Below are 12,792 nucleotides of genomic sequence, written 5' to 3' on the forward strand. Positions count from 1 at the left end.
AGGGGCGAGGCGAGGGGCGAGGCGAGGGGCGAGGCGAGGCGAGGCGAGGGGCGAGGGCAAGGGCAAGGGCAAGGGCAAGGGCAAGGGCAAGGGCAAGGGCAAGGGCAAGGGCACGGGCACGGATGTTGCGTGCTTCGTCGCAGCGGGGCAAGCGACTGGCTAATGGCACGGGGGTGCAAAAGTTCTGGCGGGTTGTCATCCCAAAGTTGCTGGTGTATATATTGTTCATAATTAGAAATTCATAATTATATTTACACAACTGACTGCCGAGTACAGCGGCCAGTCCCGGGCCCAGCAAGCCAAGGGGGCGGGTCTGTGTACTCGGCGGCGATATGCTGGAAACCAAGAGGAAACATGATGCGAAACAACAACAAGACTTCATCCCGACTGGATACCCTGGCACGGACCTGTGTCCGCACGACCCTGGCCACCGCGCTGGCGGCGAGCCTGTTTTCGGGCGCTGCCATGGCAGAGACAAACCTGCGCCTGGCGGGCAACTTTGCCACAACCCATTCCAGCAGCGTGGCGATGGAGCAGTTCAAGCAGCGCCTGCCGGAGCTGTCCGGCGGCGCGCTGACGGTGGATGTTTTTCCGGCCATGCAGTTGGGCGGCGCCAAGGAAAATATCGACCAGGTGCGCTCCGGCGTGCTGGAAATGACCTGGGTGGGGGCCTCCTACCTGTCCCGCATCGTGCCGGAACTGGAAGCCGTGAGCCTGCCCTTTGTCTATGCCAACCGTGACGAGGCCTTCAAGATCGTCGATGGTCCGGTGGGGGATCTGCTGAACGAAAAGCTGGCGGACAAGGGCTTTGTTGCCCTGGGCTTTATGGAGCTGGGATCGCGTCAGGTCACCAACAGCCAGCATCCGATCCGCTCCCTGGCGGATTTTGACGGCCTGAAGATTCGACTGCAGCCCAACGAAACCCACCTCGCCACCTTCCGCGCCCTGGGCGCGAGCCCGGTGTCGATGGGCATCAACGAGGTCTATTCGGCGCTGCAGCAGGGCGTGATCGATGGCCAGGAAAACCCCTACAGCGTGATCGAAACCCAGAAGTTCAACGAGGTGCAGACCTACCTGACCGACACCTCGCATTTCTTCGATTTCATTGTCGTGGTGGCCAATAAGCGCAAGTTCGACAAGCTCGAGCCCACCGAGCAGCAGGCGCTGCGTGAAGCCATGGGCGAAGCCGTGGCCTGGCAGCGCGCCAGGGCAGCGGATGAAGACACCGCCGCGAAGGACAAGCTGGTTGCGGCCAAGATGGAACTGGTCGCCGTGTCCCCCGAGCTGCGCCAGCAGATGCGCGAGCGCACCGCGCCGGTGATCGAGGCGCTGAAAGAGCGCATCGGCAGCGACGTGATCGATGCGGTACTGGCGGAAGTGCAGTAATGAGCGAACGGGTGCTTGAGGGCGCCCCGGCGGCGGAGGCCAGTGCGGCCTCCCCGCTGGTTCGGCGCTATGTGCAGATGCTCAAGGCCGCGGACGGGCTCTCGTACGGGCTGATCGCCCTGGCGATGACCCTGATGACCGGTTTGGTGACGGCGCAGGTGGTACTGCGTTATTTCTTTGGCGACTCGCTGGACTGGGCCGATGAAATGTCGCGCCTGGCGTTTGTCTGGTCGATCTTTCTGGCCTTGCCCCACGGTGTCAGGAAAGGCATTCACGTGGGTATCGATATCCTGATCAACCGGTTTGGCTCCGCTGTGCGAGAGAGCCTGATGCGGCTGATGCTGGCGCTCAGCGGCGGGCTTATGCTGCTGGTGATGTGGCAGGGGGTGCTGGTGGCCCGGGAGGCCTGGGGAGAAATGATGCCCACGGTCGAACTCAGCGTATCGGCCTTTTATATAGCGGTGATTGTCTCCATGGCCCACGCCTTTTTGCACCTGGCGTTCCTGGTCTGGCAGGGCACCGATGCCTGGGGGGAGGAATAATGGTTCTGGTCTCCATTGGGATTTTCTTTGTGCTGGCGCTGCTGGGCATGCCGTTGGCCTTTGCGCTGGGCTTTTCGGCGCTCGGCGCCTTCGTGTTCGGTGATATCGACCTGGCACTGATGCCGCAAAGCATGATGCACGCGGTGGATTCCTTTCCGCTGATGGCCATTCCGCTGTTCATGCTGGCTGGCGAGTTCATGGTGGGCGGCCAGATCATGCAGCGCGTGATCGACTTCGCCAATGCGGTGGTGGGCCGGGTGCAGGGGGGGCTCGCCCATGTCACCATCCTGTCCGGGCTGGGTCTTGCTTCGGTGACCGGCGCGGCCGTGGCGGGTGCCAGTGCGCTGGGCACCACCATGATGCCCTCCCTGCGCAGGCACTACGACAACGGCTTTGGTTCGGCGGTGGTGGCGTCGGCGTCCAACCTGGGGCCGATTATTCCGCCCAGCGCGGCCATGATCGTCTATGCACTGATGGCCGGCTCCAGTGTGTCGGTGGGCGGGCTCTTTATGGCGGGCGTGGTGCCGGGCATTCTGCTGACCGTCGGCATGATGGGCCTGGCGACCTGGATGTCGTACCGCAGCGGCTATGAGCCCACCGGCGAGCCGTTCTGCTGGCGCAATGTATTGCTGCAGTGCCGCCGTGCCGGGGTGATTCTGCTGATGCCGGTGCTGGTGATCGGCGGTATCGTCGGCGGGGTTTTCACCGCCACCGAGGGCGCGGCCATCGCCGTGATCTACTCGCTGCTGGTGGGCCTGTTCGTCACCCGCAAGCTGAAGATCGCCGCCATTCCAGGCTGCATGTACCGCGCCGCCCTGACCTCGGCGGTGGTGGGCGCACTGATCGCCTTCGCCAAGCCGGTGACCTTCGTCTTCACGCTGGACCTGTTGCCGCTGCACCTGTCGCAGTTTATCCAGGGCTTCACCGCCGATCCGATGGTGTTCCTGGCGCTGGTGATGGGCATGCTGCTGATCGTGGGGATGTTCCTGGAGTCGAATGCGGCCTACATCATGCTGGCGCCGCTGTTTGCCCCCATAGCGCTGGCCTACGGCATAGACCCGCTCTATTTCGGCTTCCTGTTCGTGATGAACCTGGTGGTGGGCATGATGACGCCGCCGGTGGGCGTGCTGCTGTTCGTGATGTGCGGTATTTCCAAGATCTCCATCGGCGAACTGCTGAAATCGGTCTGGCCCTTCATAGTGCTGCAGTACCTGGTGCTGGCGCTGTGCTGGATCTTCCCCGGTATCGTCACCGCGCTGCCCAGGGCGCTGGGCTACTAACCCTGTGGCTGCGTAATAACACGGGTCCCGCAGCGCCCGCGGGCGCTTTGCAGGCTTGCCATATAAAGAAGAAGGATAACAACGATGAACCAACGTACCTTGCTGGGCGTGCTGACGCCCTCGTCCAACACTGTGCTGGAGCCCCTGACCGCCGAGATGCTGCACGGGGTGCCGGATGTCAGCGCCCACTTTGGCCGCCTCAAGGTGACCGAGATATCGCTGCGCGACCAGGCCCTGAGCCAGTTCGACAACGCGCCCTTTGTGCAGTCCGCCCGCCTGCTGGCCGATGCGCGGGTGCAGTCCATCACCTGGAGTGGCACCTCGTCGGGCTGGCGCGGCTTTGGGGATGACGAGGCACTGTGCGAAGTGCTGCAGGGCGAAACCGGTATCCCGGCCTGCACTTCGGTGCTGGCGCTGAACGAGATCTTCCACAAGACCCGGGTGAAGAACTTTGCCCTGGTGACGCCCTACCTCGATGATGTGCAGGACCGGATCATCAACAACTACCGCGAGGCGGGCTTCAACTGCATCGCCGAGCGTCACCTGGGAGACAAGGGCAACTTCTCCTTCTCCGAGTACAGCGAAGAGACCATCGCCGAGATGGTGCGCGCCGTGGCGGCGGAGCAAAGGCCCGATGCCATCACCATCTTCTGTACCAACCTGCGCGGCCCCCGGGTGGCGGCTGCGCTTGAAAAGGAGCTGCAGATTCCGATTTACGACAGCATCGCCACGGGCCTGTGGAAGGGCATGAAGCTGGCCGGCGCCGATACCCGGCGCATCCGGGGCTGGGGGTCGCTGTTCAGCGAGGTGGATTAGCGACCAGGGGCAGCGCAGATGGGCAGGATGGGTGCAGCGGTGTAACTGCCTGGATTCGAACGGATACTGCGAGGCCTGTACGCCACGACACCCATCCCACGGAGCCCGGTTCAGACAAGTAGGATGGGTGCAGTGGCGTGGCTTTATGGAATTAAACGGCTACCGCGAGGCCTGTACGCCACGAAACCCATCAGGTTTCAGGATGGCAGGTGCTGGCTGGTAGCATCGATGATGGGTTACACCGCCGTATGCCTCTGTGCCGGCCGGCCAGTAAAGAGGCAGGGCGGTTGCACCCATCCTACGGAGCTCGGTTCAGATAGGTAGACAGGTAGACAAGTAGGATGGGTGCAGTGGCGTGGCTTTATGGAATTAAACGGATACCGCGAGGCCTGTACGCCACGAAACCCATCAGGTTTCAGGATGGCAGGTGCTGGCTGGTAGCATCGATGATGGGTTACACCGCCGTATGCCTCGGTGCCGGGTTGTCAGGCAAGAGGCAGGGCGGTTGCACCCATCCTACGGAGCTCGGTTCAGATAGGTAGACAGGTAGACAAGTAGGATGGGTGCAGTGGCGTGGCTTTATGGAATTAAACGGATACCGTGAGGCCTGTACGCCACGAAACCCATCAGGTTTCAGGATGGCAGGTGCTGGCTGGTAGCATCGATGATGGGTTACACCGCCGTATGCCTCGGTGCCGGGTTGTCAGGCAAGAGGCAGGGCGGTTGCACCCATCCTACGGAGCTCGGTTCAGATAGGTAGACAGGTAGACAAGTAGGATGGGTGCAGTGGCGTGGCTTTATGGAATTAAACGGATACCGTGAGGCCTGTACGCCACGAAACCCATCAGGTTTCAGGATGGCAGGTGCTGGCTGGTAGCATCGATGATGGGTTACACCGCCGTATGCCTCGGTGCCGGGTTGTCAGGCAAGAGGCAGGGCGGTTGCACCCATCCTACGGAGCTCGGTTCAGATAGGTAGACAGGTAGACAAGTAGGATGGGTGCAGTGGCGTGGCTTTATGGAATTAAACGGATACCGTGAGGCCTGTACGCCACGAAACCCATCAGGTTTCAGGATGGCAGGTGCTGGCTGGTAGTATCGATGATGGGTTACACCGCCGCATGCCTCTGTGCCGGCCGGCCAGTAAAGAGGCAGGGCGGTTCCACCCATCCTACGGCTGTGCATATGGGCAGGATGGGTGGAGCGGTGTAACTTGTTGGAAAGTAAACGGATACGGCGAGGCCGGCACGCCGCGTAACCCATCACCGGTTTCGCATCCTGGATACTTCCATGGTGGATTGCACCGCCTTACACTTCGCCGTTGTTATTCATGAACGCTGCCCGTTTGGTATTTTCCATCCAGTGGTGCAAAGGAGTGTAGTCATGGTGTGGTTTCTGCCGCTGGGATTGTGCCTGGCCATAGGGGCGGCTCTGTTGCTGCCGGGCCCTGGGGAGGCGCTGAATCAGCTGGGCCTGCCGGCGCTGCTGGTGGCACTGATCTTCCTGATCAACGGCATGCAGACCCGCCTCTCGGGCCTCAGGCTCGAGCCGCGCTTTGGTGCCACCTTCGTGGCGGCGGCCCTGATCAGCCTGCTGCTGTCGCCGCTGCTGGGCTGGCTGATCGTGCGGGTCAGCGGGGTGGATGCCAGCCTCGGGCTGGGGCTGCTGGTCATGGCGCTGGTGCCGCCGACCCTGTCGTCCTGCATCGTGCTGACCCGGGTGGCCGGCGGCAAGGCGGTCTGGGCGCTGTTCCTGACCCTGGGTCTGAGTTTCCTCGGCATCCTGACGATTCCGCTGCTGCTCAGCACCCTGGTGGGCAGCAGCATCGAGCTCTCGCCCTGGCCGCTGCTGTTCAAGCTGCTGCAAATCGTGCTGCTGCCCTTTGTGTTGGGCCTGCTGCTGCGGCCCCTGTTGACGGCCCTGGCCGAGGCGCCCTGGCTCGGGCTGGTGCCTACCGCCAGCGTGATTGTCACGGTCTGGATTACGCTGTCCGCCAGCGCGGCGGCCTTGTATCAGCTCGCCCTGCCGGCGCTGGCGGGCATCGCCGTGCTGGCCTTTGTGCTGCACGGGTTGCTGTTGCTGCTGGGCATGCTGGCGGCGCGGCTGCTGCACCTGGAGGCGGGGGAGCGCAGTGCGCTGATGCTCACGGCCTCGCAAAAGACCCTGCCGGTGGCGGTCAGCGTGCTGGTGGGGCTGGGGGCACCGACCGGCGTGGCGGTGATCAGCTGTATCCTGTTCCACTTGCTGCAGTTGCTGTTCGACTCCCTGCTGGCGCCGCGGTTGCGGCGCTGATTTCGACAGGTGCGCAGCGCCGGCGCCTTTCATCGAGTGCCATCTCCTGTCTGCGGGTTGTTCGTGATTTGTGAGTCGTGATTTGTGAGTCGTGATTCGTGATTCGTGATTTGTGATTCGTAAATCGTGAGTCGTGAGTCGTGAGTTGTGCCTGGCTTTCCCTTGCCCCTTGCCCCTTGCTCCTTTCTCTCCTTGCCCCTTGTTTCCCGTCCCTTGCCCCTGTCTTTTGCCGACCGCATCCAAATTTTTTCCTGTTGATGCAGTTCGATTTATTCCTTTTATCATCTAAATATATAGCTGAATCAGTAAGTTAACATTGATGTTAACGCTACCTTTATGCGAAATAAAATATATTGCATTCATAATTATATCGGGAGTAGGATGGTTTAACGCTTAACGAACGGGAAGCGGAGCTGGCCGCAGAGCCTCTGGTTGTTAATCACAGAGGCGAGCCGGGCAGCCGCTTTCAAGAGAGGAATCACCATGTCTGATCTGTCGTCGCCTTCCCTGGCGCAGCCCCAAACCCCCTCCCAACCTGACGCCCAGGCCCTGTTCGACCTGGTGATTCGCAACGGCCAGGTGGTGACCGCCGCCGATAGCTCCCATTGCGATATCGGTATCCGCGACGGGCGCATCGTGGCCCTGGGGGAAAACCTCGGTGCCGGCCGCGAAGAGATCGACGCCAGCGGCAAGCTGGTGCTGCCGGGTGGGGTGGATGCCCACTGCCACCTGGACCAGCCCATGCCCGAGGGCATGAAGATGGCGGATGACTTTGCCAGTGGCACCCGCTCCGCCGCCTGTGGCGGCACCACCACCCTGATTCCCTTCGCCGCCCAGGAAAAGGGCCAGTCGCTGCGCGCCGCGGTAGAGGACTATCACCGCCGTGCCGAGGGCAAGGCGCTGGTGGATTACGCCTTTCACCTGATCGTGACCGACCCCACTGAAACGGTGCTCAAGGACGAACTGCCCCAGCTGATCCGCGAGGGCTGCACCTCGTTCAAGATTTACATGACCTACGACGACCTCAAGCTCGATGACGGCCAGATCCTGGACGTGCTCAGCGTGGCCCGCAACGAAGGCGCCATGGCCATGATCCACGCCGAAAATTCCGACTGCATCGGCTGGCTCACCAAGCGCCTGCTGGATGCGGGCCATACCGAGCCGCGCTACCACGCCGCCGCCCGCCCCATGCTGGTGGAGCGCGAAGCGACCCACCGGGTTATCGCCTACGCGGAGCTGGTGGATGTGCCGATCCTGATCGTCCATGTGTCGGGGCGCGAGGCGGTGGAGCAGATCCGCTGGGCGCGGGGCCAGGGGTTGAGCGTGTTCGCCGAAACCTGCCCGCAGTACCTGTTCCTCACCGCCGAGGATCTGGGCATCGACGGTTACGAGGGGGCCAAGTGCGTCTGCAGCCCGCCGCCACGGGACGAGGCCAACCAGCAGGTGATCTGGGATGGTCTCAGCGATGGCCTGTTCACCATCTTCTCGTCCGACCACGCGCCCTTCAACTACGAGGACCCGCTGGGCAAAAAGCCCGGCGGCAAGGAAGTGGACTTCCACTATATCCCCAACGGCATTCCGGGGCTGGAAACGCGCCTGCCGCTGCTGTTTTCCGAAGGTGTGGGCAAGGGCCGCATCAGCATCAACCGCTTTGTCGAGCTCACCGCCACCAACCCGGCCAAGCTGTACGGCCTCTACCCGCAAAAAGGCAGCATCGCCGTGGGGGCCGACGCCGACCTGGTGATCTGGGATGCGCAGCGTGAAGTCACCATTACCAACGCGCAGCTGCATCACGATGTGGATTACACCCCCTACGAGGGCATGCAGGTCACCGGCTGGCCCGAAACCACCCTGTCCCGGGGCGAGGTGGTCTGGGGCAACGGTGCCCCGAGCCAGGCCAGGGGCCGCGGCCGCTTCCTGCCCTGCGGCAAGCCCGAAATGGCCAGGCCGCGGGTGCGCTAGCGCGTTCAAAACCGAACTCATTCAGCAACTGTCATTGAGCACGCCGGTGCGCGGCCTTGCCCGCACCTTTTATAACAACAAGGAGAACGCGAATGACTTACCGAAGTGGCCGCCATTTTTTGCAGATTCCAGGGCCCAGCAATGTGCCCGATCGCATTCTGCGGGCGATGGACAAACCCACCATGGATCACCGCGGGCCGGAATTCGCCGAGCTCGGAAAAACGGTGCTGGCCGGGATGCAACAGATCTTCAAGACCGAGAACCCGGTGGTGATCTACCCGGCCTCCGGCACCGGGGCCTGGGAAGCCGCGCTGGTGAATACCCTGAGTGCCGGTGACCGGGTTCTGATGTGTGAAACCGGCCAGTTCGCCACCCTGTGGCACGGCATGGCGCAAAAGCTTGGGCTCGATGCCGAGTTCATCGACGGTGACTGGCGCCACGGTGTTGATCCGGCGGCGGTACAGCGCCACCTGAGCGAAGATCGCGATCACCAGATCAAGGCGGTCTGCGTGGTCCATCACGAAACCTCCACCGGCGTGACCAGCGATGTGGCGGCGGTGCGTCGTGCCATCGATGCCGCCGGTCACCCGGCGCTGCTGCTGGTGGATACCATTTCGGGCCTGGGCTCGGTGGATTTTCGCACCGATGAGTGGGGCGTGGATGTGGCCATCACCTGCTCGCAGAAAGGCCTGATGATGCCGCCGGGCCTGAGCTTCAACAGCATCAGCGCCAGGGCGCTGCAGGCTTCGAAGCAGGCGGGACTGCCGCGTTCCTACTGGGGCTGGGACGAGATGCTGCAGCACAACGCCAGGGGCTATTTCCCCTATTCACCGGCCACCAACCTGCTGTACGGCCTGAAGGAAGCCATCGCCATGCTGCTGGAAGAGGGGCTGGATAACGTCTTTGCCCGCCATGCCCGCTTCAGCGAAGCCACGCGCCGTGCGGTGCGAGCCTGGGGACTGGAGGTGCTGAGCCTGGTGCCCTCCGAGCACAGCAATGTCCTCACCGCCGTGCTGATGCCCGAAGGCGAAAGCGCCGACCGGCTACGGGCGGTGATTCTGGAAAACTTCGACATGTCCCTGGGCACCGGGCTGAACAAGCTACAGGACCGGGTGTTCCGCATCGGCCATTTGGGAGATTTCAACGATCTCAGCCTGATCGGCACCCTGGGAGGCATCGAAATGGGCCTGAGTGCCGCCGGCATCAGCCATAACAAGGGCGGCGTGCAGGCCGCGCTGGATTACCTGGCCGAGGTGGCCGCAGGCGGGCAGGACTGCGCAAGGCAGCGGGTCGCCTGATGAATGCGGGCGCCGGCGGCTTGCGGCCGGCGTCCATCCTTCGTCGTTCAAGACGAAATGCTCGACCGCATACCGCGGAGCAGCTTGCAGGCAGTTGTCCTGGCAGCTCGATTATAAAAATAAGGAGTCATTGTCATGAAAAAAACACTACTGGCCGCAGTACTGGGTGCCTGTATCGCTGGCGCGCCGGCGATGGCGCAAGAGGCGGTAAAGCTGAGGGTTGTGGGTCAGCCCCTGGCCACCGGCCTGATCCAGAAAAACAAGGAGCAGCCGTTCTTTGAAACCCTGCAGGCCAAAACCGGCCTGCCCATCGAGGTGAACTACAAGCCGCTGGATACCACCGGCATCAAGGACGTGGAAGAACTGCGGGTACTGAAGTCCGGCATGTTCGACCTGGTATCGCTGCGCATGTCCCAAGTCTCCCGTGACGAACCCACTATCCTGGGGCTCGACCTGGTGGGCCTGAGCCCGGACTACAAGGCCGGGCGCGACGTCGCCGACAAGTACAGCAAGGTGGTGGATGCGCGCCTGCAGGAGCGCTTCAACACCAAGCTGCTGGGCGTCTGGCCCTTCGGCCCCCAGGTACTCTTCTGCAAGCACCCCATCGCCAGCCTGTCCGATGTGAAAGGCCTGAAGGTGCGCGTCTATGACCAGAACCTGGCGCAGTTCGTCGAGTCCGTGGGCGGCATTCCGGTACCGCTGGGCTTTGGCGATGTGCACCAGAGCCTGGCGCTGGGCGTGGTGGACTGTGCCATCACGGGCCCGAGTTCCGCCAACTCCGCCGGCTGGCCGGAAGTGACCACTCACGTGCTGCCGCTGGCCTTCCAGATGGCGCTCAATGGCTACGGTATCAACCTGGACACCTGGAACAAGTTCACGCCTGAGCAACAGCAAACGCTACAGGGCGCCTTCGATACCCTGGTGGATGATATCTGGGCCTATTCCGAAGAGCTGTTCGATGATGCCGGGCGCTGCAACGTGGGCGCCACGCCGTGCAACACCGGAACCAGCTTCACCCTGACCGAGGTGCCGGTGAGCGACAGCGACATGGCATTGCTGCGCAACGGCGTGAAGGAAGTTTCCTACCCGACCTGGTCCGAAGTCTGCGACAAGACAAATCCGCAGTGCTCGGCTGACTGGAAAAAAGTACTCGGCGAGTCCGTAGGACTGTAACGCCGGAGTGCGCGGGCCGGGGGCCGTTTCTCCGCCAGGAGGATCACCCCGGCCTGTTTTTTCACGACCAGAGTGAGGTGTCTTGATGAAACGTATAGAGACGATCGCCAGCATGATTTTCGGCGCAGTTTTCCTGCTGCTGTCCGTGCTGGTCTCGGCCGAAACGGTTCTGCGCAAATTTTTCAGCATGTCCCTGCAGGGCGCCGATGAACTGGGCGGCTATGCCCTGGCCGTGGGCGGCACCCTGGCGTTCTCGCTGGCGCTGCTGGGCCGTACCCATATTCGAATTGACCTGTTCCACGAGCTGCTGCCAAGGAAGATGCAGACCGGCCTCAACTGGCTGTCGGCGGTGCTGATGGCGGCCTTTGCCGCCACCCTGTGCTGGACCACCTTCAAGGTCATCGGCGAAACCAGGGACTACGGCAGCACCGCCGCCACGCCCTGGGCCACCCCGCTGATTTATCCACAGGGCGTCTGGTTTGCCAGCATCGCAACCTTTGCCCTGGTGTCCGCGGGCTTTGCCCTGCGCGCCACCTGGCTGCTGTTCAGCGGTAACCACGACACTCTCAATACCGAGTTCCACCCCAAGGGTGTGTCCGAGGAGGTGAAGGAAGAGCTGGAAGATTTTGAACACCGCTCTCAGGCGCCGGATGAATCCCGACATGAGGCCAGGGACGCTGCGTCGGCGCAAAACCGGACGCAAGCCCCGCTCAAGACAGCGGGCGTAACAGGCACTGCGGGGGCCGCAAAATGAGTATATCCATCGTATTTCTGAGTTTTTCCGCCATGCTGGGCCTGCTGCTGCTGGGCTTGCCCATTGCCGTTACCATGGCGCTGGTGGGCATGATCGGTGGCGGCATCGCCTTCGGCTGGCCCTTTCTGGAGTCCACCGGCGCGGTGGTCTGGAGTGTGCACAACGAGAATATCCTGACCGCCATTCCGCTGTTCGTGCTGCTGGGGGAGCTGATGCTGCGCAGCGGCATCGCCGATCGCATGTACGTGGCCATGGCGGCCTGGCTGGGGCGCCTGCCCGGCGGGCTGGTGCACACCAATATCGGCTGCTGCGCGCTCTTTGCCGCCACCTCGGGCTCCTCGGTGGCCACCGCCGCGACCATCGGTACCGTGGCACTGCCGACGCTGGAAGAACGCAAGTACTCCATGAAACAGGCGCTGGGCAGCCTGGCCGCCGGCGGCACCCTGGGCATCCTGATCCCGCCGAGTGTCAACATGCTGATCTACGGCTCCCTGACCAACAACTCCATCGGCAAGCTGTTTATGGCGGGCCTGGTGCCGGGCATTCTGCTGAGCCTGCTGTTCATGGGCTATATCGCCGTGACCAACTGGGGGCCCGACGGCAAGCGCGAGGAAACCGTTTCGCTGCGGGACAAGCTGCGCCTGTCGCTCAACCTGATTCCGCCGACGGTGATCTTCGGCATCGTTATGGGCAGCATCTACCTGGGGATCGCCACGGCCACGGAATCGGCGGCGCTGGGCGTGATGGCGGCCCTGTTCTTCGGCTGGCGTTCCGGCCGGCTGAACCTGGAGTTTTTCAAGAACTGCTTCGTGCAGACGGCACGCATCACCGGCATGATCCTGCTGATCATCACCGCCGCCTTTATCCTTAACCTCACCATCAGCCTGACCGGTGTGGTGGATGATCTCACCGCCTGGGTCGTCTCCTTCGGGTTGTCCACCACCGGGCTGCTGCTGGTACTGATCCTGTTCTACCTGTGCCTGGGCATGTTTATGGATGTACTGTCCATGCAGGTGGTGACCATTCCCATTACCTATCCCATCATGATGGCCATGGGTGTAGACCCGATCTGGTTCGGTGTCTTTATCGTGCTGATGTGCGAACTGGGCATGATCACGCCGCCGGTGGGCATGAACCTCTTCGTGGTGCAGAGTGTGCGCAAGGATGGCGGCAACATTCAGGAAGTCATGTGGGGTGTATTACCCTATATGCTGATGATGCTGGCCTTTACCGTGGCGCTGATGATCTTCCCGCAGATCGCGCTCTGGCTGCCCGAGCTGATGCACTGAT

10 protein-coding genes are annotated in these 12,792 nt (G+C 62.4%); all 10 read left to right on the forward strand.

From position 1 onward, the window contains the following. The first annotated feature begins 354 nt into the window (after window positions 1–354). The gene (locus KDW95_RS21285; protein ID WP_255853773.1) at window positions 355–1,386 is read left to right on the forward strand and encodes a TRAP transporter substrate-binding protein; all 1,032 of its coding nucleotides are present in this window, start codon (window positions 355–357) and stop codon (window positions 1,384–1,386) included. Continuing rightward, on the forward strand, window positions 1,386–1,928 hold the full coding sequence (locus tag KDW95_RS21290) for a TRAP transporter small permease (RefSeq protein WP_255853774.1): 543 nt from the start codon (window positions 1,386–1,388) through the stop codon (window positions 1,926–1,928). The genes KDW95_RS21285 and KDW95_RS21290 overlap by 1 nt, the downstream gene beginning before the upstream one ends. Continuing rightward, window positions 1,928–3,208: a TRAP transporter large permease gene (locus tag KDW95_RS21295; protein WP_255853775.1), complete on the forward strand. Its 1,281-nt coding sequence runs from the start codon at window positions 1,928–1,930 to the stop codon at window positions 3,206–3,208. Before KDW95_RS21290 ends, KDW95_RS21295 begins: the two co-directional genes overlap by 1 nt. Window positions 3,209–3,292: 84 nt before the next feature. Next, window positions 3,293–4,024, forward strand: a complete 732-nt coding sequence (locus KDW95_RS21300) for a maleate cis-trans isomerase family protein (RefSeq protein WP_255853776.1) — start codon at window positions 3,293–3,295, stop codon at window positions 4,022–4,024. A gap of 1,382 nt (window positions 4,025–5,406) precedes the next feature. Beyond that, window positions 5,407–6,315: a bile acid:sodium symporter gene (locus tag KDW95_RS21305; protein WP_255853777.1), complete on the forward strand. Its 909-nt coding sequence runs from the start codon at window positions 5,407–5,409 to the stop codon at window positions 6,313–6,315. A 483-nt stretch (window positions 6,316–6,798) separates the two neighbouring features. Next, complete coding sequence (gene hydA, locus KDW95_RS21310; RefSeq protein ID WP_255853778.1) at window positions 6,799–8,277, forward strand: dihydropyrimidinase; 1,479 nt, start codon at window positions 6,799–6,801, stop codon at window positions 8,275–8,277. A 92-nt stretch (window positions 8,278–8,369) separates the two neighbouring features. Beyond that, window positions 8,370–9,575: a pyridoxal-phosphate-dependent aminotransferase family protein gene (locus KDW95_RS21315; RefSeq protein WP_255853779.1), complete on the forward strand. Its 1,206-nt coding sequence runs from the start codon at window positions 8,370–8,372 to the stop codon at window positions 9,573–9,575. Window positions 9,576–9,710: 135 nt separating this feature from the next. Next, window positions 9,711–10,748, forward strand: coding sequence for a TRAP transporter substrate-binding protein (locus tag KDW95_RS21320; protein WP_255853780.1), 1,038 nt, complete (start codon window positions 9,711–9,713; stop codon window positions 10,746–10,748). A gap of 85 nt (window positions 10,749–10,833) precedes the next feature. Next, window positions 10,834–11,502: a TRAP transporter small permease subunit gene (locus KDW95_RS21325; protein ID WP_255853781.1), complete on the forward strand. Its 669-nt coding sequence runs from the start codon at window positions 10,834–10,836 to the stop codon at window positions 11,500–11,502. Further along, window positions 11,499–12,791: a TRAP transporter large permease gene (locus KDW95_RS21330; protein WP_255853782.1), complete on the forward strand. Its 1,293-nt coding sequence runs from the start codon at window positions 11,499–11,501 to the stop codon at window positions 12,789–12,791. Before KDW95_RS21325 ends, KDW95_RS21330 begins: the two co-directional genes overlap by 4 nt. The last annotated feature ends 1 nt before the right edge of the window (window position 12,792 follow it).

Origin of the sequence: Marinobacterium rhizophilum (assembly GCF_024397915.1) — a bacterium.
In the GTDB taxonomy this organism is placed as follows: Bacteria; Pseudomonadota; Gammaproteobacteria; order Pseudomonadales; family Balneatricaceae; genus Marinobacterium_A; species Marinobacterium_A rhizophilum_A.